Below are 23,843 nucleotides of genomic sequence, written 5' to 3'. Positions count from 1 at the left end.
GTTGACGTCAAGCCTTGAAGTCAAGAGTCTTTGCGTGCAGGGTTTTTTCAGGTGGACCGGTCTTTTTCAGATGGATTGGCGCAGATCGGTGGATTGGCGCAGGTCGGTGGAATCGATGGCGAACGAGAGCGCTCCCGTGACGGCCGCTTTGGATCCCAGCTGGCCCTGGACGACGTCGGGAATCCCATCGGGCTCGATCAGGATCCGGGCTTCGAGCGCATGCCGGAGCGGCCCGAGAAGCAGTTCCCCGGCCCGGGCGAATTCGCCGGTCACCACGATCCTCTCGGGGTCGAGCACGTTGCAGAGCCCCGCGGCGGCGGTGCCGATGGTGCGACCGGCGTCGCCGATGGCCCGGACGCAGGCCGCGTCGCCCGACATGGCGCGGAGGATGAGGTCGACGAGCTTCAGCGGCCCGACCGTGTCGCGGATCGACTCCAAGACGGCCGGGGCGCCCGCCACCGCTTCGAGGCATCCCCGGTTGCCGCAGCGGCAGAGCGGCCCGCCGCTCTCGATCGGGATGTGCCCGAACTCGCCCGCGACCCCGTGGTACCCCCGGAACAGCGCGCCGTTGATCATGAGGCCCGCGCCGATGCCGTCGCCGCAGTCGATCGTGATGGAGGTGCTGCGTCCCCGGGCTGCGCCCCAGCGGTGCTCCGCCAGCGCGGCCAGGCTGGCCGAGTTGTCGATCACCACCGGCCGTCGCAGTCTCTTCTCGAGCGAGTTCGAGATCTCGATCCCGTCCCACCCCCGAAGGATCCCGGCTCTCGCGATCACGCCGGTCGCCCGGTTTATCGGGGCGGAGACGGCCAGCCCGATCGTCTGCACTTCGTCGAGCCCCGAATCGATCGACTCGACCATGTCGGTGATGAGCAGGGCTATGCGGTCGAGCTCGTTGTCGGCGCGGTGGTCGCGGGCCAGGGGCATGTGTCGCTCGACCAGGACGGCCGCGTTGAGGTCGGAAAGGGCGACGTGCAGGTGTCGCGGCGACACGTGCACCCCGACCGCGAGGCCCAGCCCGTGCGGGAGGGTGACCTTGAGGGCACGTCGCCCGCTGAAGGTGCTCGGCGTCGAGTGGAGGGCGCCCGTCGCCACGAGCTCCTTGACGATGTTCGACACGGTTGCGGCCGAGAGCCCCGTCGCGCCGGCGAGCTCCACCTGCGTGAGGCCCCCGTGCTGCTTGACCGCATCGACGATTCTGCCCCGGTTGGCTTCACGCAATGAAGCCTGGCTGCCTGGGCTTCCTTGGCGAGCGCTCACGAGGGGGAGCATACAGGGCGTGTTTGGCGGGTCGAGAGTGCCGAGGCGGGCGAATGGCGCTCGAGGCGTCTGGCTTGCGGGAGGCTCGGCTCTCCAGTATTAATATTCCGGGTGGTCACCGTGTCTTCCGCGGGAGGCACGAATGCAGTGTCAAACGAAGGGGACGAGGCTGTCGCTAATCGCCGCAACTATGTCGACGGAGGGGTTGCCGGAGCGGGCCTTCCCCTCCTTGCCGCATCGACGTCTGTGAGCGAATGAGTCCACTACGCCTCGTGACCATCGCCCTCCTCGTGAGTCTTTTTTCGACCATGGGAGGCGTGCTCGGAACGTACAACCAGATCCAGACCGCACTCTCTCTCGAGGGGAACAACCTCTACTCCAGTCAGAGCGTTGACGTGGACGAAAAACCTTCGACGATTCGGGATGCCCTGGAAAAAGCCGGTGCGAATGCCCGGGTCTTTCGCGATCTCACGAACGAGGGAACGGTACGGGCCGTCATGGAGTTCGGGCGTCCGTCACCCTTGCCCCTCCATTCAGGACGGCAGCTCGGGTCAGGTGGCGACCGCGGCGCACTGGTGGGTGCCGACGTCCGGGTGACTACCGACAAGGGCCGCAAGTCGTATGTCTTCGAGGGTGTTTCTTACCCCGTCGTCGGCCACCTGGGGCTTCATACCGAGAGCCTGCTCTCTCACGCCGTCCTTCTGAAGGGTGCCGGTCTGTTCGACCGGGACGGCAAAGCTCGAATGGTTGTCGATGGCCCTGATGTAGCTGACATCCTGCACGGCCTCTCGGCGACACCCGCGACCCACGACGGGGGAACAGATCGACGGACCAACATCGATTTCGTCTCGCCGGTTCTTCTGGGGTTTGGTAGGGCCTTGACCGTGATCGGGTCGATCGTAACCGGCCTCCTCGCTGCGTCTTACGGGCGTCGCCTCTGCGCCGTCCGGTTTCAGCTGGGGCACCAACGCGTGAGGATCCTCGCCGCAAGTACTGCCCGTCTCCTCCTCGGCGCGGCCGGCCCGCTGCTACTCGTCTGCGGCATCACTCTGAGCCTTTCACCCCCGGTTCAGTCAGCTGGATCGATTCTGTGGAACACGCTGGCACCAGCAACTCTGATCGTCGTCAGCTTCGTCCTCGCGAGCGCCCGGACCATCTGGAGGAAGCCCTCATGGGCCTAATCGACAACTTCCGGGGAACGTGGCTCCCGACCCTGGCCAAAGTGGTCATCATCACCGTGCTTGCCGTGACCGTCTACAACCTCGCCTCATTCGGGCAGTCGAGCCGCGACGCGGTCAACCGAAGTTTCGCAAGCTCCGCCAGCGTCAACTTCTACGGTCTATCGGACCAGCTCGCGGATCCTGAGCAATTCGAGCAGTACCGGTCGTCGCCGGAGAACATCCGGAAGCTCGCGCGGTTCTATGATGACGTCGGCGCCGACGACCGACTCAAGGTGTTGTCGATATTCGATCAGAGCCTCCCGATAGCCGACTTCACAGGTGACGAGTCGTTCGAATACGGGTACGGAACCGAGATCGGAACCCAAGGGCCCCACGACGAGGAGGGCCTCGGCACCGACGTGGTCAACGTGAAATCGGTGCAGCTGAATCAGACAGCGTTCGACTTTTACAACCTCAAAACCGAGTCGGGTACTGCCCCGAACTGGGACGAGGTCGATTACGCCGCCGATTCGATTCCGGTGCTTCTCGGCGCAGATTATCGGGACGTCTACGAGGTCGGCGACACCTTGAAAGGCAACTACTACTCGCAGATCGCCGAGTTCTCGGTAGTTGGATTCTTGGAGGCCGACTCATCGGTGTTTTACCAAAACACCATCAACTTCTTTATCGACGACTACGTCGTGATTCCGTATCCACCGACTATCGCTGACTTTCCGGAGTCGGAGTCGTACTTCTACGGCATTCTCGCCTTCGCGATGATCAACGCGAACGTCGCCGCGAGTACCGACATGAGCAGCGACGCCGTGCTGAGTGCACTCCAGGTAGCGGCCGCCCAGTCCGGGTTCCACGAATTCGCACTGATAGGGGTTCCGGCCTACATCACCCAATTCGGCCTCGTGAGATCTCTCATCACCGATAATCTGGGTCTGCTCGTGGCGATCGAGATAGTGCTCGCGCTTGGGGCGGCCGTGGTCGTCGCGGCCCTGACGCACCGAAACCATCGTCGCCGCGGCCAGCGCGTCCGCACGCAGTGGGCTCTCGGATGGAGTCCTGGGCATCTCGAGCGAACTGCCATCGCGACGGTGGCCGTCGAGTACGTCATGGTCGGGGCTCTCGTCACTCTCGTAATCAGGCTTCTTCCCAACCACGACCCCGGCAGCTGGCGCCTACTGACACTCGGCCTAGTCGTGATATTCGTGGGCGACGCCGTCTGGCAACGATGGCTGCTGAAGACGACCATCTCCGAAGCTTCGAGGAACACGGCATGAACCACATCATTCAATTGCGCGGCGTCTCGAAGTCGGTCAAGGAGCCCAATGGTGAGACGCGGATCCTCTTCAAAGACCTCGATTTCTCCCTGTCAGAAAACGAGCGATCGGTTGCGCTCCTCGGCAGAAGCGGAAGCGGAAAGAGCTCCCTTCTGAGGATCCTGGCCGGCCTCGACATCGGCTATCGGGGCGACTACCTCTACCGAGACCAGCTACTCCCGCGCACGGCGAACGCGATGGCGAAACACCGACTCGACCACATCGGCATCGTGACGCAGCGCTACGACCTCATCAGCGACCTCAACGTCGTACGGAACGTCAAGCTGGCCGTTAGCGGCGGTGCCAGGGCCGATGAGGAGGCCGAGAAGGCCCTTTCCGCGGTCGGCCTCGACGGCTTCGGTGCCAAGCGAGTCCGCAGGCTGTCCGGCGGCGAGGCCCAGCGAGTAGCGATTGCCCGGGCCATCGTGAAGGCTCCCGAACTCCTCCTCGCCGACGAGCCCACGGGCGCCCTCGATGAAGCCACCGAGAAAGAGGTGCTCGATCTCTTCACCTCCCTGGGCGATTCAGGGGCACGGCTCGTCATCGCGACCCACAGCACGAGGGTGGCGGACTCCTGCGACCGGAGGCTCCTCCTCGAGGGGCATCGGCTCGTCGACATCCCGTGAGCCGTCGATTCGTCGTCCGTTCCGGAGCGCTTGGCAGTAAGGATCCAGTGGTCTGCGGAGTCCCGCTGCCCATGACTTCGGCTATTGGCTTCGGCTGATCAGCTCAATGTGCGGCGGGCGGGCCCAGGCGACGCGCGGGCAACACGGCGGCGTACCTAGTGAGCTGCCTTGCCTCGCCCATACTGACCCGATGAACCCAATCGATGTTCTTACCGTGGCATTCAGCACCTTCTTCGGCGCGGGTGTCGCGCTCCTCGTGGAAAGGCTCACTCGTCGTCGTGACGCCAAACTCAAAGAGGAGGCCGCTCTCGACAACCTGATTCTTGATCTGGCGGCCAAGCGCGCTTTCGTCGTCTCCGACGAGTGGGAGTGGGCGGACGGCGAGCCGGAGAGGGTTGAGGGGTCCATCCGTCACGCTCGAATCCTCGTCCGCGAGGCACGTCTTCAGCTGCGCCCCCGTTCAAAGGCGCTGAGCCCCCTCCGTGAAATGGGCAAGGCATGCAACTCGTTCCTTGAGCACAGCGAACGTGACTCAGATGAGCAACTAAAGAAGTCGCTCGTTGCCCTAACCGTGGCTATGACGGAAGAGGTCGAGAATCTGCATGCAATCGGCCCAAAGGGGATGGTCGCTGACAAACCAGGGCAGGCCTCGTTTCACGCGTCCGTCTGACGGGTGGCGGGCGTCTTTGACTTCTGTTCCTTACCAAGACGGCCCGGCGCCCTCGTAAGGGCCAACCGCTGCTGCTCGGAGCATTAGGTGTGCAGCTCGGCAATGATGTGGACGAGCCGCTCAGACGCGAGGCGCTCGCCGACGTATCAAGACGACACCAAGCAGCCAAAGCACACCCGTCGCGACGTGGATGGCCCCGAGAAAGTGAATGTGTCGCGCCACGAACTCGATGACTCCGAGCGTCATGAACGTCAAGCCGAAGACGGTGAGGAGCACCGTCAGCACTGCGCGGGTTGTTCTGTCCACGAGGCTCCTTCAGACGCTCGCGCGCGGTGCGGTGTTCAGCTGCAGTGTCAGTACTCGGATGCGGCGGAGCTGCAGCAGGCCTTGCCAGGTCGAGAGGATGGTGAAAGCGGACATGAAGACGACTTGGGCTACGACTCTCCAGCCGCCGTCCCCGCTGGCAAGAACGACGATGCCGATGACGACGAGACTCGGGTAGAGGATCAGTCCGGCGACGGTGAGCACCTTCCAGAACCGCCGCGCGCTTGTGAGCCACGGGAGCCACTCGGTGGGGTCGGCTCCCTCGGGTACACGGCCGTTTTTGAGAGCTCTATTGGCGCGTTGTCCGAGAGTGACCCGGTGGCTGCCGCTCCAGCGCTTAGACCACGCTGCCAAAACGGTGAAGCCCACCGCCAGGAGCACTCCGAAGACGACGCCAAAGACGACGGCTTGTCGAAACGACGTTTCGACGAAAAGACACAGCCCGAAAATCACGACGGCCATCACCAGGCCGCCACCAATGCCGAAAACGGCTGACGGAACATGTGCGAGCGGCGCCCGGAAGTCGTCGTCGTCGGTGGTGAGCTGAGACAAGAAAACTCCGTCGTTCGGGCAGCGGTCTGATGCGGAGCATACCGGCGGGCTGCGCGGGCCGGTCGCCAGTGCGCGCACTTGACTACAGGACGTCCTCTTGGGCGTACCGGCTGCTGAAGGAGTCGTCACCTCGTGGGTGCGACCCTGCTCATTCACGGGACCGGACGTCGAACCTTTCGACCATGCCGTAGTCACCGCCTACCGGTGGCCGCCCGAAGCTCTCGCGGCTGTGCTTGGTGAGGCTGGGTTCGAGGTCATCGAAACGCACACGCGCACGGCCGCCACTCCGACGCCTCGACCCCACGGGGCGATGCTCGCTCGGTTGCGCAGCGAGCGGTAGGTCTAGCCGGCGGAATGGTGTTGGCGCTGCCCCGGTGTTTAGTCCGCGAGGACAGTGCGCAAGGCGCCTATCCACTGGTCGAAAGCGTCGAGATGCGCGTCGTGGGAGGCGGCGGTCACGTCGATGCGTCGAGCATTGCGGCCTCGGCGGACGAACTCCGACTTCTGCTCCTCCGTGAACATGCCGCCGTCGGCGTAGATCACCAGGGTCGGAGCCTCGATCGCCTCCCACTCGGTCCAGCGCGGTTCACCCATGGCCTCGGCGGTGGCTTGCATGATGTCTGCGTCGAAGCGAGGGTGCAGGCCGTCGGGTCGCTCATCGAGATCCTCGACCCAGGCGCGTGCGAGAGGCCCGTCACCCAGGGCCGCGGCTGCGTCAGCTCGATCCGAGAACGGGATTTGCCAGGAGCGGAAGAAGTCGCCAAGGGCACTGTGCTCGCTAGCCGTCCCGCCGCCCTCGTTGCCTTCGAGTAGGACGAGCTGACGCACGAGGTCGCCCCGGGCCGCGGCGACGAGCATGGCCGTATGGGCGCCCATTGATTGGCCGACGAGGATCACCGGCTCGGATGTTTCTTCGCTGATGACGTGTACAACGTCAGACACAAAAGCGCTGCGAGACGTGTCGGACGGCCTGGTGGTGCTAAGCCCGTGACCTCGTTGATCGACGAGGATCACTCGCCGACCGCTGAGGGCCTCGGCGGTCGGGATGAATTCGCGGCTGCGCCCGGCGAGGCCATGAAGAATGACCGCTGCCGGCTCAACGCCCTCGAAGATCGTGTAGGCAATCGTCACCCCGTCGCTGACGGTCGTCTGCTTCATCACGGGGGCCACGGGGTCAGCCTATGGGCGGCCTCGTGACCGTGTTAAGGGCCCAGAGGCGAACCGCGGTGGCGTCGGCGAAGTGGGTACGCGCCTGTCCAACTTATTGGGGTCACGTGGGTCTCTCCTCCCTCAGGAACGACTAATCGCTCGCGCTGTAGCGCTGGCGAATTTCGTCGAGAACAGCCTTTTCGAGCTTGTTGACGTCTCCGTCGATCTCGGCGGTCTTCTGAGCGACGTCTAGAAGATCTCGAAGGTCGCCGTCTTCGGCATCGAGGCGGCGCCACATGTCGGCCTTGTCGATGTCGATCACCCGCTCAAGGTCTTCCTCGGTGAGGTCGTGTTTCTCGTTGGCAAGCTTTGTTAGTCGCTTCATGAGGAGGGCTTCGTCGTCGCTGATCTTGCCGTCGGCCATGATCAGCATCCAGGCGACCCAGAGCATCGACTGGGGGTGTTCGGTGTCTGTAGTGAGTCGGTCTGCGGCTTCTGTGATGCGGGCATCGTTTCGGAAAACTGCCCGCGCGTGTTTACCGGCGATGAGGGTTGTGAAGTAGTTGAGGCCGACCGACAGAGGCACTCCGACGATCGGAATCCCGATCTTAATAACATTGCGTTGCAACAGATACTTGCCCACGACGGGAAGGGTTTTACCCGCCTTGATGACGTCCCCTTTGTAGAAGGCCCTGACGATCGGCTTGACGATTGCGGGGACGCTTTTAAGAAGCCCCTCACCAGCCTTTGTGCACCTTGGATTGTGAAAGCGACGCGCAGCAGCCGCCATAAATCGTCTGGATCGTCAAGATCCAACGGAACGCGATAAAGCACCGAGATGTCGTAGGCAAGGTGGATCTGAAGTCGTGCGGTGTAGGCGACATCGACGAGGACGGAGGCGGCCGCGGCGGGAAAGGCAATTGGGGCAAGGATCGCGGCCATCGCTGCAGCACCGTAGGCACCGGCGGCGAGCCCACCTTCCGTAGCCGCGTATCGGGCGGCCATTTTGATTCGCTGATCGACGATCGCGTCAGCCGGGACGCCGGGGTATTTTGCCGTGAACCAGTCCGCGTCGACCTTGTTCGTGTAGGAGTCCAGAGCGTGCGCGAGCAATTTGCTGAACCAGTTGCCGGAGGCGATATCCTTAGCGTCGAGGGACCTGACAAACGTGCGGAGCTCCTCTCGGTCTCGCCGCACCTCCTGGTGTTCGTCGTCAGTCTTGGGGGATGGTTTCGGGTTCATCTGCAGGGCCTCGTGCTCCTTGTCGGGTTGACCCACTGATAATGGCATGAGGAGACGTCATTTCTCACGACTGAGGAGGCAATGACCTCTGACAGCGCCCCAGACTCTGGCAAGGTGCGGCACAGTGGGGGAGTGACCACTCTTAACGACGACGCCGTCTCGATCGTCCCCATCTGGCCGGCGTTCGTCCTTCCCGTTCTGCGAGTACTCGAGGACGGTCGGACCATGCACCGTAAGGACGTCTTTGACGAAGCAGCCGAACTAGTCGGCCTCAGCCCCGCCGCAAAAGCCGAGACTCTTCGTTCCGGTGGCTATCGGTACGAGCAACGTCTTGGTTGGGCGCTGAGCCACCTGTCGAAAGCCAACTGGATCGATCGGCCGAGCCGCGGCCACTACGCCATCAATGACCGCGGCCGCAGCGCTCTAGTGGAGTACCCAAACGGCTTTGATTACGCCACGGCCCGCGAGATCTTTGCCCCGTTCTGGCCCAACGAGCCCCGCAAACAAGTCGGATCCGAGGTTGAGGACGTCGAGCTCGTTCACGCCGCCACCGACATCCTCGACCCCATCGAGCAAATTGAAGACGGCATTAGCCGCATTGAAGCCGAAGTCGGGGAAGACCTCCTCAATCGTCTTCGCGAGAGTCACCCAGATTTCTTTGAGCAGGCCGTCGTCGACCTTCTCTTGGCAATGGGCTACGGCGGTGCAGAGCAGCGCGGAAAGCGCATCGGCGGGACTGGCGACGAGGGAATCGACGGGGTGATCGACCAAGACGCCTTGGGACTTGACCGTGTCTACATTCAGGCCAAGAGGTACAAAGCCGGCAACAACATCAGCCGCGAAACCATTCAAGCTTTCGTCGGGGCACTTCACGGCTTCGGCGCCACCCGTGGGGTGTTCCTCACAACATCAGCGTTCACTGCCGCCGCCGTCAATTACACCAGCAACGTGCAATCTCGCGTCGTCCTTATTGACGGCCCACGATTGATCGCTTTAATGATTAAGTACCGAGTCGGTGTCCAAGTGCGGAACACCTACACGGCCGTGGAGGTCGATGCCGACTTCTTCGACTGATGGAGAGCTCCCGGTACAGGCGTTGGTGCGTCAGGACCGTTCGACAGGCAACCGGCGACTGGTGCGATTAAGTTTAGGTGCAATCGCGAAAGCCACCTGTGGCACACTCCGGTTTTGGGACACTTCAAGGCCGTTCGGCGACTGGCCCTGGTTGCGAGAGCGTGGGCTCATAGCTGAGCGACGATTGCGACTATTGGGGTGGAGTAGTGCTGAACCCAGGGCGCTTGCATGGACATCGATTGCGCCATGTGTCCCGCAAGGCGGGATTTGAAGCTCGTTACCCGGCCCGCCTCCACTGGAAAGTGGCTCACGGCTAGAGTGTGGATGACTTCAGGGAACCATTTGCCCTTAAATACTTCGTACCCGCCTGAACTGGCGTAGGACCGAGACACCTGACGCGCAGCCTTCAGCTTTACTTGAGTCAAGCTGAGGCCGGCCGTCGAACACTCCGCCGCTAGACGCGCTGAGATGGTCGCAACTTTTAGAGGGTCCGTCTGAAGTTGCCCCTTCGAGTGCATCAGGCTCACATTGGAGTAACTGGTCAGATTCAAGCTCGGGTGTGTCTTGGCTGCAACGCAATAGTCCACCCAGTCACGCCGGCTATTCAAAGCAAGATGACGCCAGTCCGTAGGCTGCTGCCGCGCTTGGACGGCTGTTGGGTCGAGCGAACAAAGCGCGGCAACAGCATCGACAATGTCTCCTTCTCTAAAGACTTCAGCCTCAATGTCATATGACCGCGTATAGACGACGTGCGGCGAGCGCTTTTGCTTGCGTAGGAGGTCGTCTAGATCCTTGTCGAGGAAGAAAAGAGTCCCGGATTTCTGGCCTTTAAAGTCAACAACAAGCTGTTTTTTTCGTCGCAGATTGGAGAAAAAAGCGAGGAGCGCCTGCTTACCGCCTGTTCCCGCCGGAGTGAGTTCGTCTGCTCGAGTCGTTCGATAGTCGAACAGATGAGGAAGCGCCGACCGACAAATTCTGCCGTAAACGTAGGAATCGAGGTCTCTTCCCTCAACGAAGACCTGTAATTTTGCGCGAGACATTTGCATTACTCGGATGAATGCCGCGGAGGAATGTTGGAGCCGAGCCATCAGAGTCGATAAATCTGGGCGTCAGGGACATTCGCCATAATCTCGGGCGAGTGAGTGGCGACGATAATTTGCGCCTCAGGATTTACTGTTCGAAGACTCGCCAGGAGTTCGTGCTGCCAATCGATGTGCATGGAGAGCTCTGGTTCGTCGATGATGATCGTGCTGACTCCGGCATTAATTACGTCCACCAGAATGCGAATGAGCTGCTTTTCTCCTGAGGAGAGTGTGGTGAGAGGGATTGGCGTGTCACCAGATCGCACGTCGATTTCTCGATCCGTGAACTCAATTTCCTTTCCGCCAACGAACTGTCCGATCAGTTCCTGCAATTTTCGTCGCGGCTCCTCCGCGCTCTCAATTCGGCGCTCAATGGAGTCGATTTCATGAACAATGCTCGCTAGGCGAACATCTGACGCATAATGAGATGTAAATGATTTCAGTGTTTCTCGGGGCTGCACACCCTGCCGACGCAGGAACTCCATGGACCGGTAGTACGCAGTCTGCGCATCAAGTTCCTGAGGGTGGGTGGCAATTGCATCACTGAATAGCGACTGCAAAATTTGTGCAAGTCCGCTTTGCTGAATCTGCCGCACCTCTGAAAGGGTCTTATTCGTGTAGCGGCGCCAGAGAAGTTGGACTTCCTCGGCGAAGCGTTCGTCAATGGTCGCATCCACCGAGGAATCACCTCCGCGTGGATAAGTTCGCGAGGCGCGTCTGTCAGATACCGAAAGACGCGAAGTCGTAAGAAAAGTTGCTTCGAACGGTCTATTCTCCTTATGCCCTGAGGTCTTCCAGCTTGTGGCTGGGCCCCTTGCAAGGCGCACGTGGTCCCCGTCTTCATCTACATAGAACGCGTCCTCTTGCTTTTCGAGGTCGCCGGACCTAATGCGGCGAGTTAGAGACGTATTTTCCAGCTGGCTAAAGATAGTGACGGCGGCAGACTCGAAGGAAATACCTGCAAGGAGATCGGAACGATTGCGAACCGCCGAGTAAATCACCTTCAGCAGTGAAGTCTTCCCTGTTCCATTTAAGCCAAAAAAGACATTTAGGTCGGGGTTCAGTTCAATGTCAATAGGGGTAGACCTACCCGAAAGCCGGTCGATGCGTATGTTGTCAATTCGGGTCATGCAAGTAAATGTAGTGTCTCCACGGCTTCAGCTGGCGCGCTGGATGCATATTTGTTTAATGGGCGCAATTCTGCGCGCTTGTCTCGAAACCTTAGGGACATGGGATGTCCCGCCCCTCGTCGAATTTAGATTCTTACCTCCGCGAATGTCCGCGATACGGGTTTTCTCAATTTTGTGTGCCGAAACGTTCTGCTCGCGTGACGCAGTCACCGTTGGGTTTGGGACACCTTGAGGTCGTTATTGAGCAAGTGGATTAGGTATGCACGGGTGTCGACCATGCAGCAGGCGACGGACAGGCAAGAAACGGACCTTCTTGCGGCTGCCGTGCGCCGCTACGATCTCTACATCGATCATGGGCTATCAGGTGCCCAGGCATCGCGGCCGGAGTTGGCCCGTGCGTTAGAAGCGATCTACGAAGGTGACACCCTGATCGTCACGACGCTCGACCGGCTGGGCCGGTCAACGTAGAGCTTGCTCGACGCCGCCGAGAACCTTCGAGCCAGGTCCGAGGTTCTTCGAGTCTTGAATCTTGGGGGAGGTGGTGTGCACACGTCCACCCCGATGGGGTCGATGGTATTCCCAGTCATGTCGGCCCTGGCTCAAATGGAGCTCGACAATAAACGAGAGCGGAACACTGATTCTGTGGCCACACGCCGGCAGTCATGCGGCAATCTCGGTGGCCAGCCGCAGAAGGTAACTGACCCGTAGGTCATGAACGCGGTTCGTCTGATCGATGGGGGAGGCGGCAGCACCCGTGTTCCGCGAGCTGGGCGTGTCCAGCTCACGTTCTATCGAAGGTCTGGACCACTCCAGCACGTACTGCATCACTGCGCTCGGCCTTTACTCTGCCCGCTATGGCCACCTCAGCCTGTAGTCGGTCGAGCACTTCACTAGTGCCATGGCCGGCCGCCCCGTCGATTTCACTTCAGCACGAGAACAGCTGTGGGAAATGATGTACCGGTAAAGAGGCCACCCGATGCAATGGCACCCAATGTGGCGGGCGGTTCGTGATGGATCGTATCGCCGTGTGGGGTGGTCTGTTTTCGTGGGCAGCCCGGGCTGGGGGCGCGAAAACTGCGGGATGGGCAATACCGTTAGGGGAGCCGGTGTCATGGCGATGCCGGCTGTCACGGAGGTTACAGGTTTGAGTTCGAATCACGCGTCATTCATTTGGTCCATCGCGGACCTGCTGCGCGGCAGTTTCAAAGCACACCAGTACGGCGACATTGTTCTCCCCTTCACTGTCCTCCGCCGCCTCGACGCGGTCCTCGCTCCTAACAAAACCGACGTCCTTGCTGTCGTCCGGGACGCCGAAAACCAGGGCGTCCCCGTCCGACCGGCCCTGCTCCGCACTCGCGCGAACCACCAGTACTCCTTCTTCAACACGTCCCGTTTCGACTTAAAAGCGGTGCTGGGGGATCCGGAGAACATCGCCGCGAACCTGCTGGATTACGTGGCGGGATTCTCGGAGAACGTGCGGGACATTTTCGACAAGTACAAGATCACCGACCGGTTCCACGAACTCGACGAGGCCGGCCTCCTCTTCCTCGTCACTCAGAAATTTGCCGAAGTGGACCTCAGCCCGGAGGCAGTGCCGAATGAGGAGATGGGGCACATTTTCGAAGAGCTCATCCGAAAGTTCGCTGAAGCATCCAACGAGACAGCCGGAGAGCACTTCACCCCTCGGGATGTCATCGAGTTGATGGTCGACCTGCTTCTCAACCCCGACGCCGACGCCCTGACCACCCCGAACGCGGTCCGGTCGATCTATGACCCCACCGCGGGGACCGGGGGAATGCTGTCGGTGGCGGAGGACCACATCCGGCAGATGAACCCGACGGCGAAACTGACGCTGGCGGGGCAAGAAATCAACCCGCAGTCCTACGCCATCTGCAAAGCCGACATGACTGTTAAAGGGCAACCCGTCGACGCGATCGTATTCGGCGACACTCTCCTTGACGACGGTCACCCCAACGCCACGTTCAACTACTGCCTGTCTAACCCGCCCTTCGGTGTCGACTGGAAGAAGCAGCAGAAACAGGTCACTGAGGAACACGCACTTCGCGGGTTTGCTGGCCGATTCGGTCCGGGGCTTCCGCGCGTCTCAGATGGGTCGATGCTCTTCCTGATGCACCTGATCTCCAAGATCCGCCCCGCCACCGACACCAGCCCCGGCGGCCGCGCCGGCATCGTGCTCAACGGCAGCCCCCTGTTCACCGGGGGTGCCGGGTCGGGGGAGTCGAACATTCGCCGGTGGGTCCTCGAACGCGACTACCTGGAAGCGATCATCGCGCTGCCGACGGACATGTTCTACAACACCGGCATCTCCACCTACCTGTGGATCCTCAGCACCCAAAAACACCCCGACCGGGCAGGGAAAGTGCAACTCTTGGACGGGACGAAACTGTTCCGGAAAATGCGGAAGGGCCTCGGCTCCAAACGGAACGAACTCTCCACGGACAACATCGCCGACATCGTTCGCCTGTACGGGGCGAACGAGAAGGGGAAACTGTCGAAGGTGTTCCCGCGGGAAGCGTTTTACTACCGCACCATCACCGTCGAACGCCCCCTTCGCCGCAACTGGGCCGTCACCTCGGACCGGATCGACGCGCTGTTCCTCGAGAAGGCCATCCTGAAACTCGACCCCGACCAGCAGGCCGGCCTCCGGGCGGTGCTCGAGGGGATGGGAGCGGAGCGGGTGTGGAAGAACCGGAACGCTTTCACCACCGACCTGAAAGCCGGCCTCCGAGCCGGACACGTCGGGGTCGCGGCGACGATGATGAAGATCATCCTGGTGGCCCTCGGGGCGCGGGACGATACCGCCGACGTCTGCGTCGACTCGAAAGGCCGAGCGGAGGCGGATCCAACGCTGCGGGACACGGAGAACGTGCCCTGGGGGCAGGACATCGAAGACTACTTCGACCAAGAAGTACGTCCCTTTGCCCCCGACGCGTGGATCGATACCACCAAAACCAGAGAAGGCGCCGAAATCCCCTTCACCCGACACTTCTACGAGTACCTGCCACCCCGACCCCTCGAAGAGATCGACGCCGACCTTGACATCGTCCTCGGACGCATCCGTGCACGACTCGAACACGTCAAAGCATGAGTTGGGCTTCCTGGCCGGAAATGCCACTCAAAGCCGTTGCCTCCGTCAATGATGAAGTTTTGCCGGAGAATCAAGACGAGACCACGCAGATCTCCTACCTCGAAATTTCGGACGTCGATCACGTGTCGGGGGCTAGGTGGGGCGAGCCCATCACATTCGGCAGTGCACCCAGCCGAGCACGCCGGATAGTCCGTCCTGGTGATGTCCTCGTATCGACGGTGCGGACTTACCTTCGGGCTGTCACCTCGGTGCAAGACCCACCCCCGAACGCGATCGCATCGACAGGGTTCGCGGTGCTTCGTCCGCGCTGTGTTGATTCCCGATTTCTCGGCTATGCCATCCTGGCTCCGGCTGTCCTCGATGAAATCGTCGCGCGTTCCGTAGGTATCAGCTACCCGGCCATCAATGCGGCTGACCTCATGTCGATTAAAATCCAAGTCCCAGCCACGCCGGACCAGGAGGCTATCGCTGATTTTCTGGATGAGGAGACGGGGGAGATCGATGCGTTTATTCGGGATCAGGAGGATCTGATCGGGTTGCTCCAGGAGCGGCGGGCTGCGACAGTCAGCCACGCCGTGACCAAAGGCCTCAATCCAGATGCGCCGTTTACGGAGTCAGGCTCTAACTGGCTGGGTCTTATCCCAAGCCACTGGACTGTCGCGACGTTGCGGCGAATTCTGGGCGTCATTGAACAGGGCATCAGCCCTCAGGCTGAGGCAGGCCCCGCCAAAGAAGGCGAGACGGGCGTGCTCAAATCCGGATGTGTAAACGGCGGGGTTTTTCGTGAGGACGAGCAGAAGAAGCTTCCGGACGGCTTCTCATATCCTGCGTCACTTGTCGTCCGGCCGGGAGACCTGCTCATGAACCGAGCCAGCGGCAGCATCCGGCTGCTCGGATCCGCCGCCCTCGTTGATCACGTATCCAGCAAGTTGATTCTGTCGGACAAGACCTTCCGTCTGCACCCCTTGCCGTCCATGGCCTCCACTCAATACCTAAATGCCTTACTGAATTCAACGCCTACTCGTCGCCAGATCGAGTCGTCCGTTAGTGGCGCTGAAGGACTCGCGAACAACCTGCCGATGGCGTCCATTAGGCAGTTGGTGGTAGCAATGCCCCCCCCTGAAGAGCAATCACGAATCGTCAATTATTTGCAGGACGCATTGCACGAAGTCGACCTCACAATTGCTGATGCAAGGCGCGCCGTGGCGTTGTCGCGCGAGCGTCGTGTGGCGCTAATTTCGGGAGCGGTGACGGGGAAAATCCATGTACGCGAGCTCGTGGAGGTGTGACGGTGAGCATCATGCATGAGGAGGCGTTCGAGTCGGAACTCTGCACCCACCTGGCCGCGAACGGCTGGCTGTACTCGCCGACGGATGCCGGTTACGACAGGGAGCGCGCCCTGTTCCCGGAGGACCTGTTGGTGTTCCTGCAGGAAACTCAGCCCGACGATCTGGCAAAGGTGGTCAAGCCGGAAGGAACAGACGCGCAGCAGGCGCAGGGGCGGTCGCGGGTTCTGGATCGTGTCGTGCGGGTCTTGGCGACGGATCCGATGAACTCAGGTGGCACGTTGAACGTGCTGAAACGCCCAATCGGCGTTACCCCCGCTTCCCTGTCGCTGTTTCAGTCGAGGCCCGCGACCGACCTGAACGCGACTACAGAGGCACGTTTTGCGGCGAACAGGGTGCGCGTGATGCGGCAGGTCTCGTACTCGACCAGAAACGGCAACCGCCTCGATCTTGTCCTGTTCGTGAACGGCATCCCGGTGGCGACGGTCGAGATCAAGACGGACCTGACGCAGAATGCAGCGGCCGCGCTCAAGCAGTACGCACAGGATCGAGTCCCGGTAGGGGAGCCGCTGCTGGCATTCGGACGGGGCGCCCTCGTGCACTTCGTTGTCTCCAACGAGTTGGTGTTCATGACGACGAAGCTCGCGGGAGTGAACACGTACTTCTTGCCCTTCAACCAGGGTCGCAATAATGGCGCTGGGAATCCGAATCGGGACGAGACCTCGCCGACGGCCTTCTTCTGGGAAGAGACCCTGCAGCGGGAGACCTGGTTGGACATCGTCGGCCGGTTTTTGCACTACCGGTTTGAGGAACGGCAAGATCCGCTCACGGGCGCGAAGACGTATGACCGGCAGGTCCGGTTCCCTAGGTATCACCAGTGGCGCGCCGTCACGAAACTTGAGGCGACCATCCGGTCCGAGGGTCCCGGCGGAAGCTACCTGATTCAGCATTCTGCCGGGTCGGGCAAGACGGATTCCATCGCATGGACCGCCCACCGGATGGCGTCACTCCATACACCCGTGGGCCGCAAGGTATTCGACGGGGTAATTGTCGTTAGCGATCGGCAGGTGTTGGATGGGCAACTCCAGCGTGCCGTCGAACAACTAGAGTCTCGGCCTGGGGTTTTCGAGGGCATTACGTCGGGGAGTGACGGCTCGAAGTCCGCTCAGCTCGCCCAAGCGTTGCTCGCGGGACGGCAGATTATCGGCGTAACGTTGCAGACGTTCCCTTTTGCTTTGGACGTGATCGAAAAAGACGTCGGGTTAGCTGACCGCACTTATGCGGTGATCGCCGACGAAGCGCATTCGTCTCAGAGCGGGGAAGCTGCTGCCTCTCTCAAGCAAGTCCTGACAGCGAGCGCCGAGGACGACGAGAACCTCGTGGACTCTGAAGCTGTTCTTGCGGATCTCATGGATCGCAACGTCGGTGGTCGCGGAACTATCTCGTTCTTCGCATTTACGGCCACGCCGAAGGGGAAGACCCTTGAGCTCTTCGGGCGCCCGGACCAAATCACTGGGGTGCCGGGGCCGTTCGATTTGTACTCGATGAAGCAGGCCATCGAGGAAGGCTTCATCCTCGACGTCTTGAAGAACTACCTACCCTACGACCTTGCGTTCACCGTCGCGCACGCGCATGCGGACAGGGATGTGGAGGTGGACACGAAGAAGGCGAACACGGAACTGATGCGATGGGTGCGCCTGCACCCGGTGAATATCGCCCAGAAGGTCGCCGTTATCGTTGAGCACTTCCGCGCCAATGTCTCTTCCGAACTCGGCGGAAGGGCGAAAGCGATGGTCGTCACCGCCTCGCGCCTCGAAGCGGTCCGATACAAGACACAAATTGACGCCTACATCAAAGACCACGGTCTGACCGGCGTCCTGGGCACTCTCGTCGCTTTCTCCGGTTCCGTGGCTGACCCCGACACCGGGGATTCCGATATCACTGAGGCCACCAGCAACCCCGGCCTTCATGGCCGGCGCCTCGAGGCTGCGTTCGCCGGTGAGGAATACCAAGTCATGATCGTGGCAAGCAAATTCCAGACCGGGTTCGATCAGCCTCTGTTGGTGGGCATGTACGTCGACAAGAAGCTGTCTGGCATCACTGCCGTACAGACGCTGTCCCGTCTGAACCGGGTCATCCCTGGCAAAGAGAACACCTACATTCTCGACTTCGTGAACGACCCGGCGGAGATTCTTGCTGCGTTCCAGGTGTACTACGAAGAAGCCCTGCTGACGACACCTTCGGATCCGGACGTTATTCACGACATGCTCGGAAAACTCCAGGGCATGCACATCGTCGATGAAATCGACGTCGACCAGGTCGTCGATGCTTGGATCAACAAGATCAGCAACAACACGCTGTACAGCCGCGTGAAGACGTCCCGCGACCGATTCTGGGACCGGTGGAGAACCGCCGCAGAGACAAGCGACGATCTCGAAAGGGCAAGGCTCGAAGACTTCCGCGGGACCGTTAACGCGTTTGTCCGCTCCTACGACTTCCTCTCCCAAATCATTAATTACGAAGACACTCGAGTGGAGAAGTGGGCGATCTTCCTCCGTGTCTTTCGCCGCGTCATCGAGCGAGACGAACCCCAAGCCCCAGTTCTCGACCTCGACGACGTGATCCTCACCCACTACCGGCTGCGGCGGATGGACCAGCAATCTCTCGGCCTCACTCAAGGCGAAGCCGGTGAACTCGCTGGCATCACCGAGGGCGGCTCTGGACAAGCAAAAGAAACCAAGTACGGGTGGCTGTCGGAAATCATCAATCAGCTCAACACCCTTTTCGCCGGCTCGGGGCTCGGAGAGACGGACCAGGTGAATAGCTTCGAGTCTGTGTTCAGGCACGCTGTCGACAACCCTCAGCTGCAGGCAGAGGCGATGGCCAACACTCAAGCAGACTTCGACACTTCGCCGACGATCCACAGTCAGGTCGAGGAACTGCTCTACACGGCCGGGGAGGGCCACGAGAAGGCCATCTCGGCACTCCTGCAGATGGAGGACATCGGCGGCCTAATCAAGGTACTTCTTCAGGCAGGCCTTTACGAGCGACTTCGATCTGCTGCGAGGGAGTGAGTGGAGATGGGCGAGCGACACGTACCTGGAAGCCATCGCAAGGGCGATCGTCCCTGCTGCAGAGGGCGTGAAAACCCTGGGCAAAGTCGAGAGCGCCAGCGTGCATGACCTTGCGTCTTCTGTTGGACTCGAGGCCGCCAAGGGGTCCTTAGGAGTCCCTGCACGCCAACTGGTCTTCCGGCCTCAAGTCACGCCTGCACTCTTTAGAGAGCGAGTGACGGGAATCGAACCCGCGCTATCAGCTTGGGAAGCTGAAGTTCTGCCATTGAACTACACTCGCGCACCGCCCCCGGGAGAGCAGCAGGCCTAGCGTAGCAAAGTCGCACCGAGAGCACGCCGAGGTGAGCGGCGGCCGCGGAAGAGGGCGCCGGATTTGATGACCGCGCAACTCGGCGCGGCGGCGGTTGGGGTGCGGAGGGGACGCGAGTCGGATCCTGAACTGGCGTTTCTGCACGAGCACGCCGCTACGCTGCGGCCTGGTCTCTGAGCTTGTTCTTTCGTCTTGCCCACAGGACCACGGCGGTGACCGTGAGGGCGCTGATGAGGACGGCGATCCCTGCGAGGACTGCCTCCGTCGGTGTCGGCGAACGGTCGTCGTCGCCGAAGTTGATGTACGACACGAAGACGACCAGAGCACCGCTGAAGAGGATGAGGGCGGCCGTCAGTGCGACCTCGGCCGCGTTCGTTGTCGGACGGCGAGACGGCTGCGGGTCGCCGTCTGCGATTCGCTTGCGTTCCGACTTGCGTGACTCTTGGAATCCAGCCGTGATGAACCCACCCCAGAGAATGACGGCCGCCCCGCCAGACGTGTCGTAGTACGAGCCGATGAACCCGACGAGAACTGCCGACACGACGAGGCCGACCACGTAGATCCAGGGCACGTGGCGCCAGAACCCGACGGGGACCTTCTCGACGGGCTCCTCTGGCATAGGGGAACTGTAGTGGGACGGCGGTTCCGTGCGGCGCTGCTACCCAGGCAGAGCGGAGCAGGCCAGATCGTCTACGCCGAGGCCGACGGATGCTCGGATCATCTGGGTGTGGAGCGAGCCAGAAGGGCCATTCGATGTCAGCTCGAAGTCGCCGGCGCTCCCGGCCCTCGCGCCATCGGCCAGCGTCATGCTCGTGATGATCGTTGCGAACGAGTGCGGGGCGATTGTGGTGCCGTCGGCCGCGACCGTCGAGCTGTGAGCCACTTCCGTGGCCGGAACGCCTACTGATGCTGCCACCTCGTAGCCGTCCGTCTTTTTGTCGTCCGCTCCCAGGGCGAGCGTCACCCTCGCAGAGGCGAGCCCCTTCAGAGTCTGAGGACGGATGGCGCGGATCGTCACCGGTGAGCCTGAGGTGTTCTTGATGAGGAAGCTCGCCGCCATCGCGTGGAAAGTCGCGGCGTCCGATTCTTGGGGCGACCCGCAGACGCCGATCTGCGGCCCACGGATCGGCTCCGGCCCCTGAACGGGTTGCGAGGCGCTGATCGCGATAACCGCGCCGACCGCTGCCGTGATCGCCAGCGCCGTCGACACCCCGAGTACTACCGACCCCACGTTCATGCCCAGAGCGTATCGGCTCGGCGACTCACTTTATGGCTGCGGGGTCTTCGTGAGCTTTGCAACGGTCCCTGAAGTTCATCCCGAGAAAGGCCTTACCTCACAGTGCGAGCGTCGACGTCGAAATGATCGGTCTCGCGAACCTCGAATGCCTCGAGGGCGGGATGGGCGACGATGCGCTCGATGAGCCCTTTCGAACCCCCGACGACGGTGGAGTCGAAGTCGATTTCGCTGGCAACGAGCCACTGATGGTCGTCAGGCCAGATCAAGTGCACACCCATGTCGAGGTCGTCATCGTGCTCGGCCAGGTCTCCCAGTTCGTGCAGGGTGGTGATCGACAGGTAGTACTCCCGGTAGGGCAACTCCAGATAAGGAACCTCGGAGGGTTGGGGCAGATTTCCCGAGCGGAGCTGCGACCACGCTTCCTCAGCCAGGCGTTCCATCAGTGCCCGCATTTCGGCGTCGGTCGGTGCCACTCGGGGCTCAGCTCCGTTCGGCCCGGACGAGGATGCGAACGCGGCCACCGTGCCTGTGCCGGCCTCGAGGCCGGATGCGTTCCAGACGCCGACTGTGATGTCATCCGGGGTCGTCGTCGCCCCTTCCAGAACGGAGGCGAGGTGGCGCAGCAGATGGGGTTCGAGGAGACCCTCCTGGCCAGGGGAGAGGAGGAGGCCATCGACTTTCACCTGGCCGTCCTGGCGCCCGATCGTGTTCCAGCCAACGAAGGGATGCATGCCGACTCCGCGGCGTCGGGCGGCCTCGGCCCACGTCCATTCGTGCTCGACGAACTTGCCATTGACTTCACCGGACGCCCTCGCGGGATGCAGGATGCGGGCGTAGGCATCCCAGCCGGTGCCCGCAACGGTGGCATAGCCGCCGTCGAAGGGAACTCGCTCTCGAAGCCACGCACCCCGGTCGATGTCATCCGTCCACTTCACCCGCTCAGTCTGAGGCACGTCGACCCGTAGCTGCCGCAGGTCGGTCAGTCACCACGTCGTCGTGCCGGAGGTGACGCCCGTCCGCCTGCACGCCTCCCGCCCTCCCGGGCAATGAGTGTCCGCCATCTGCTGATGCCCGGCCCCGAACACCAGCAGATCGGGGACAGTCACCGCTCGCGGCGGGCCACCGCCGACGCGAAACCGACTGCAGAGGCGGGCCCGGGCCGAGCGGCGGCGGTGGCGCCGCAAGACTCCCGGTTCGTGCATGCGCTGGCGCCGGATCCTCGGCTCTTCCGTCAATTTGAGAGTGATCGTGGCCAGAAGCCGGGCGGATCCGCGTCGAGTCGTGGGTTTCGCTCTCAAATTTGCGCACAGCACGATCGCCGGGGCGCAGGCCGCTCAGCCCAGCGACACCACCCGCACGTCGACCACGGGCGGGCCCACCGAGCTCGGCTCAGGCCTGGGCGGGGCCGGTACCCTTCCGGGATGACTGACGAAATCGGGTCCGTTGTTCGCGCTGTGATGGGGGAAGACGAGGCCGAGTGGAAGCGGCTCTACCGCGAGTACCGCGCCTTCTACGAGCTCGCTCCCGATGACGACGCTGTCGACCGCACCTGGGGGTGGGTGTCGAAGGGGGAGTTCGGGCTGTCCGGGCTCGTCGTCGTCCGCGGCGGGGAGCTGGCGGGCCTGGCGAACCTCCGGCGGTTCGCGCGCCCGTCGTCGGCCAGCACCGGCCTGTATCTCGACGACCTCTTCACGAGTCCCGGGCATCGGCGGTCGGGCGTCGCGTCCGAGCTGATCGACGAGGCTCGACGGATCGCCGGGGCGGAAGGATCCACAGTCGTCCGTTGGGTGACCGCGGCCGACAACTCGACGGCGCGGTCGCTCTACGACTCCGTCGCGACGGCGACCCGGTGGGTCACATACGACCTGCCCGTCGAGTCGTCTAGTCACTAGGCGGCCTGGTCGGCCGCAGTGTCGCTGCCCCCTGTCGTGCGGCGGCCGATGCAACGGGCCGTGAAGCCTCGAGCCGAGCGGCGGCCGCGGAAGAGGGTGCCGGGTGTGGTGGCCGAATCACTCGGGGCGGCGGCGGTTTGGGGCTCAACGGGACGCGATTCGGATGCTGATCGGGGCTTTTGTCGGAACGCACGCGGCGGAATGGTGCAGTGCGCTGGCGTAATCGACGCTTAATTCGGAGGGTACGCGACAGAAACGCGGCGGGCGAAGACTGGGCGCAGCCAACCCCGAGGAGAGCGAATGATCGTCACTGTTGTTGCCGGTAATCCCAAGCCGGCTTCTCGCACGCTCGACGCCGCGCGGCACGTGGCCGAATCGCTGACCGGCCGAGCGCCCGACAGCGTGGTCGACGTCGTGACGCTGGGGCCCTCGCTGCTCGGCTGGGGCGACGAGACCGTGAAGGCCGCCGTCGAGACCGTCTCGGGCAGCGACCTCGTGGTCGTCGCGTCTCCGACGTACAAGGCGAGCTACACGGGGGTGCTGAAGTGCTTCCTCGACCAGTTCGCCGGGGCGACCGGGCTCGCGGGCGTCACGGTGGTGCCGCTGATGCTCGGGGCGGGGCCGGCGCATGCGTTGGCTCCGGAGTTGCTGCTCAAGCCGATCCTCGTCGAGTTGGGGGCGACCGCGCCGACGCAGGGGCTGTATCTGAACGAGAACACGTACGCCGACGAAGGATCCTACGAAAAGTGGCTCGGGCAATGGCGCGAGATTGTGCTTGCGACTGCCGGGCTCAGCGCGGCAGGTCAGAAATGAGTCTCGCCGAGGTCACTCCCGCCCTGCTCACCGGGGCCGAGCACCCTGATGCCGCCCTCGCGATCAAGTCGGCGTTCGGCGCGTTCCCTTCGGGAGTGGCGGCGCTCGCGGCCGAGATCGACGGCGTCAAGGTCGGCATGGTGTCGTCGTCATTCAGCGTCGGAGTCTCGTTCGATCCGCCCATGGTGATGTTCTCGGTGCAGAACTCGTCGACCACCTGGCCGGTGCTGAAGCAGGCCGAGCGGATCGGCATCTCGATTCTCGCCTCTGCTCACGACGAGGCCTGCTACCAGCTGTCGAGCCGCACCCGCGACCGCTTCGCCGGGCTCGACCTGCACCAGCCCCAGTCGGGTGCGATCTTCGTGCACGACGCCGCGGTGTGGCTCGAATGCGTGATCCGCAGCGAGGTTCCGGCGGGTGATCACCACGTGGTCCTGCTGGAAGTAACGGCCGTGCGGGTCGGCGAGGGCCAGGATCCTCTGATCTATCACGGCACGCGTTTCCGTCACCTGACGGCTGTGTAGCCGC

General features: G+C 62.2%; 22 protein-coding genes, 1 tRNA gene and 2 pseudogenes. 14 read left to right on the top strand and 11 right to left on the bottom strand.

The features are described from left to right. Positions 1–66: 66 nt before the first annotated feature. Entirely contained in the window at positions 67–1,218 is a 1,152-nt protein-coding gene (locus VH571_RS13260; protein WP_423264977.1) for an ROK family transcriptional regulator, read from the bottom strand. Positions 1,219–1,529: 311 nt separating this feature from the next. On the opposite strand from VH571_RS13260, the gene VH571_RS13255 reads away from it, so the two are divergent. The 4 genes and pseudogenes from VH571_RS13255 (at position 1,530) to VH571_RS13240 (ending at position 5,041) form a co-directional block, all read left to right on the top strand. After that, positions 1,530–2,438 carry a hypothetical protein gene (locus VH571_RS13255; protein ID WP_423264976.1) on the top strand — a complete coding sequence of 303 codons (909 nt, stop codon included), beginning with the start codon at positions 1,530–1,532 and terminating at the stop codon, positions 2,436–2,438. Further along, the gene (locus tag VH571_RS13250; RefSeq protein WP_423264975.1) at positions 2,429–3,706 is read left to right on the top strand and encodes a hypothetical protein; all 1,278 of its coding nucleotides are present in this window, start codon (positions 2,429–2,431) and stop codon (positions 3,704–3,706) included. Before VH571_RS13255 ends, VH571_RS13250 begins: the two co-directional genes overlap by 10 nt. Continuing rightward, positions 3,658–4,221 (top strand): annotated as a pseudogene (locus VH571_RS13245) (ABC transporter ATP-binding protein); the annotation flags it as partial. The gene VH571_RS13250 and the pseudogene VH571_RS13245, both read left to right, overlap by 49 nt. A gap of 340 nt (positions 4,222–4,561) precedes the next feature. Further along, positions 4,562–5,041, top strand: coding sequence for a hypothetical protein (locus VH571_RS13240; protein ID WP_423264974.1), 480 nt, complete (start codon positions 4,562–4,564; stop codon positions 5,039–5,041). Between the two features lie 120 nt (positions 5,042–5,161). Here the strand turns inward: VH571_RS13240 and VH571_RS13235 are convergent, their stop codons facing one another. The 4 genes from VH571_RS13235 to VH571_RS13220 form a co-directional block, all read right to left on the bottom strand. After that, positions 5,162–5,347, bottom strand: coding sequence for a hypothetical protein (locus tag VH571_RS13235; protein ID WP_423264973.1), 186 nt, complete (start codon positions 5,345–5,347; stop codon positions 5,162–5,164). A 9-nt stretch (positions 5,348–5,356) separates the two neighbouring features. Beyond that, a complete protein-coding gene (locus tag VH571_RS13230) occupies positions 5,357–5,917 on the bottom strand; it encodes a hypothetical protein (RefSeq protein ID WP_423264972.1) in 561 nt (186 codons plus the stop codon). Between the two features lie 378 nt (positions 5,918–6,295). Next, positions 6,296–7,087 (bottom strand): alpha/beta fold hydrolase, encoded by a 792-nt coding sequence (locus VH571_RS13225; protein WP_423264971.1) that lies wholly within the window; start codon positions 7,085–7,087, stop codon positions 6,296–6,298. 130 nt (positions 7,088–7,217) lie between these two features. After that, entirely contained in the window at positions 7,218–7,856 is a 639-nt protein-coding gene (locus VH571_RS13220; RefSeq protein ID WP_423264970.1) for a hypothetical protein, read from the bottom strand. Positions 7,857–7,918: 62 nt separating this feature from the next. Here VH571_RS13220 and VH571_RS13215 point away from each other — a divergent pair, with 62 nt between their 5' ends. Next, positions 7,919–8,347: a hypothetical protein gene (locus VH571_RS13215; RefSeq protein ID WP_423264969.1), complete on the top strand. Its 429-nt coding sequence runs from the start codon at positions 7,919–7,921 to the stop codon at positions 8,345–8,347. A gap of 93 nt (positions 8,348–8,440) precedes the next feature. Continuing rightward, on the top strand, positions 8,441–9,382 hold the full coding sequence (locus VH571_RS13210; protein WP_423264968.1) for a restriction endonuclease: 942 nt from the start codon (positions 8,441–8,443) through the stop codon (positions 9,380–9,382). A 167-nt stretch (positions 9,383–9,549) separates the two neighbouring features. Here VH571_RS13210 and VH571_RS13205 read toward each other — a convergent pair whose 3' ends face one another. Together VH571_RS13205 and VH571_RS13200 are read right to left on the bottom strand one after the other, a co-directional pair. Continuing rightward, on the bottom strand, positions 9,550–10,422 hold the full coding sequence (locus tag VH571_RS13205) for a hypothetical protein (protein WP_423264967.1): 873 nt from the start codon (positions 10,420–10,422) through the stop codon (positions 9,550–9,552). 47 nt (positions 10,423–10,469) lie between these two features. Beyond that, the gene (locus VH571_RS13200) at positions 10,470–11,594 is read right to left on the bottom strand and encodes an AAA family ATPase (RefSeq protein WP_423264966.1); all 1,125 of its coding nucleotides are present in this window, start codon (positions 11,592–11,594) and stop codon (positions 10,470–10,472) included. 228 nt (positions 11,595–11,822) lie between these two features. On the opposite strand from VH571_RS13200, the pseudogene VH571_RS13195 reads away from it, so the two are divergent. The 4 genes and pseudogenes from VH571_RS13195 (at position 11,823) to VH571_RS13180 (ending at position 19,063) form a co-directional block, all read left to right on the top strand. Further along, positions 11,823–12,302 (top strand): annotated as a pseudogene (locus tag VH571_RS13195) (recombinase family protein). Positions 12,303–12,675: 373 nt separating this feature from the next. Next, positions 12,676–14,703 (top strand): type I restriction-modification system subunit M, encoded by a 2,028-nt coding sequence (locus tag VH571_RS13190; protein WP_423264965.1) that lies wholly within the window; start codon positions 12,676–12,678, stop codon positions 14,701–14,703. Continuing rightward, positions 14,700–15,992: a restriction endonuclease subunit S gene (locus tag VH571_RS13185; RefSeq protein WP_423264964.1), complete on the top strand. Its 1,293-nt coding sequence runs from the start codon at positions 14,700–14,702 to the stop codon at positions 15,990–15,992. Before VH571_RS13190 ends, VH571_RS13185 begins: the two co-directional genes overlap by 4 nt. An 11-nt stretch (positions 15,993–16,003) precedes the next feature. Beyond that, positions 16,004–19,063: a type I restriction endonuclease subunit R gene (locus tag VH571_RS13180; protein WP_423265014.1), complete on the top strand. Its 3,060-nt coding sequence runs from the start codon at positions 16,004–16,006 to the stop codon at positions 19,061–19,063. 209 nt (positions 19,064–19,272) lie between these two features. On the opposite strand, the gene VH571_RS13175 is transcribed toward VH571_RS13180, so the two are convergent. From VH571_RS13175 to VH571_RS13160, 4 genes are all read right to left on the bottom strand, one after another. Then, positions 19,273–19,343, bottom strand: a tRNA-Gly gene (locus VH571_RS13175). A 184-nt stretch (positions 19,344–19,527) separates the two neighbouring features. Beyond that, positions 19,528–19,992, bottom strand: coding sequence for a hypothetical protein (locus tag VH571_RS13170; RefSeq protein WP_423264963.1), 465 nt, complete (start codon positions 19,990–19,992; stop codon positions 19,528–19,530). A gap of 39 nt (positions 19,993–20,031) precedes the next feature. Beyond that, positions 20,032–20,610, bottom strand: coding sequence for a hypothetical protein (locus tag VH571_RS13165; RefSeq protein ID WP_423264962.1), 579 nt, complete (start codon positions 20,608–20,610; stop codon positions 20,032–20,034). Between the two features lie 92 nt (positions 20,611–20,702). Further along, positions 20,703–21,563 carry a hypothetical protein gene (locus tag VH571_RS13160; RefSeq protein WP_423264960.1) on the bottom strand — a complete coding sequence of 287 codons (861 nt, stop codon included), beginning with the start codon at positions 21,561–21,563 and terminating at the stop codon, positions 20,703–20,705. Positions 21,564–21,891: 328 nt separating this feature from the next. Here VH571_RS13160 and VH571_RS13155 point away from each other — a divergent pair, with 328 nt between their 5' ends. The 4 genes from VH571_RS13155 to VH571_RS13140 all read left to right on the top strand — a co-directional run bounded on the left by VH571_RS13155 (position 21,892) and on the right by VH571_RS13140 (position 23,839). Further along, positions 21,892–22,035, top strand: coding sequence for a hypothetical protein (locus VH571_RS13155; RefSeq protein ID WP_423264959.1), 144 nt, complete (start codon positions 21,892–21,894; stop codon positions 22,033–22,035). Then, positions 22,032–22,502, top strand: coding sequence for a GNAT family N-acetyltransferase (locus VH571_RS13150; protein WP_423264958.1), 471 nt, complete (start codon positions 22,032–22,034; stop codon positions 22,500–22,502). The genes VH571_RS13155 and VH571_RS13150 overlap by 4 nt, the downstream gene beginning before the upstream one ends. Before the next feature lie 300 nt (positions 22,503–22,802). Then, a complete protein-coding gene (locus VH571_RS13145; protein WP_423264957.1) occupies positions 22,803–23,315 on the top strand; it encodes an NADPH-dependent FMN reductase in 513 nt (170 codons plus the stop codon). Next, complete coding sequence (locus VH571_RS13140; protein WP_423264956.1) at positions 23,312–23,839, top strand: flavin reductase family protein; 528 nt, start codon at positions 23,312–23,314, stop codon at positions 23,837–23,839. The genes VH571_RS13145 and VH571_RS13140 overlap by 4 nt, the downstream gene beginning before the upstream one ends. Positions 23,840–23,843: the final 4 nt, after the last annotated feature.

The organism is Frondihabitans sp. 4ASC-45 (assembly GCF_049472575.1).
GTDB lineage: Bacteria > Actinomycetota > Actinomycetes > Actinomycetales > Microbacteriaceae > Frondihabitans.
Note: the sequence above shows the minus strand (reverse complement) of the source record. Positions and strands in the feature narration are given on the sequence as shown.

Bases quoted from the DNA above. Each gene is read 5' to 3' on its own strand.
- VH571_RS13250 (WP_423264975.1), top strand. From the start codon at position 2,429: ATGGGCCTAATCGACAACTTCCGGGGAACGTGGCTCCCGACCCTGGCC.
- VH571_RS13240 (WP_423264974.1), top strand. From the start codon at position 4,562: ATGAACCCAATCGATGTTCTTACCGTGGCATTCAGCACCTTCTTCGGC.
- VH571_RS13220 (WP_423264970.1), bottom strand. From the start codon at position 7,856: ATGGCGGCTGCTGCGCGTCGCTTTCACAATCCAAGGTGCACAAAGGCT.
- VH571_RS13205 (WP_423264967.1), bottom strand. From the start codon at position 10,422: ATGTCTCGCGCAAAATTACAGGTCTTCGTTGAGGGAAGAGACCTCGAT.
- VH571_RS13200 (WP_423264966.1), bottom strand. From the start codon at position 11,594: ATGACCCGAATTGACAACATACGCATCGACCGGCTTTCGGGTAGGTCT.
- VH571_RS13190 (WP_423264965.1), top strand. From the start codon at position 12,676: ATGGGCAATACCGTTAGGGGAGCCGGTGTCATGGCGATGCCGGCTGTC.
- VH571_RS13185 (WP_423264964.1), top strand. From the start codon at position 14,700: ATGAGTTGGGCTTCCTGGCCGGAAATGCCACTCAAAGCCGTTGCCTCC.
- VH571_RS13180 (WP_423265014.1), top strand. From the start codon at position 16,004: ATGCATGAGGAGGCGTTCGAGTCGGAACTCTGCACCCACCTGGCCGCG.
- VH571_RS13170 (WP_423264963.1), bottom strand. From the start codon at position 19,992: ATGCCAGAGGAGCCCGTCGAGAAGGTCCCCGTCGGGTTCTGGCGCCAC.
- VH571_RS13165 (WP_423264962.1), bottom strand. From the start codon at position 20,610: ATGAACGTGGGGTCGGTAGTACTCGGGGTGTCGACGGCGCTGGCGATC.
- VH571_RS13150 (WP_423264958.1), top strand. From the start codon at position 22,032: ATGACTGACGAAATCGGGTCCGTTGTTCGCGCTGTGATGGGGGAAGAC.
- VH571_RS13145 (WP_423264957.1), top strand. From the start codon at position 22,803: ATGATCGTCACTGTTGTTGCCGGTAATCCCAAGCCGGCTTCTCGCACG.
- VH571_RS13140 (WP_423264956.1), top strand. From the start codon at position 23,312: ATGAGTCTCGCCGAGGTCACTCCCGCCCTGCTCACCGGGGCCGAGCAC.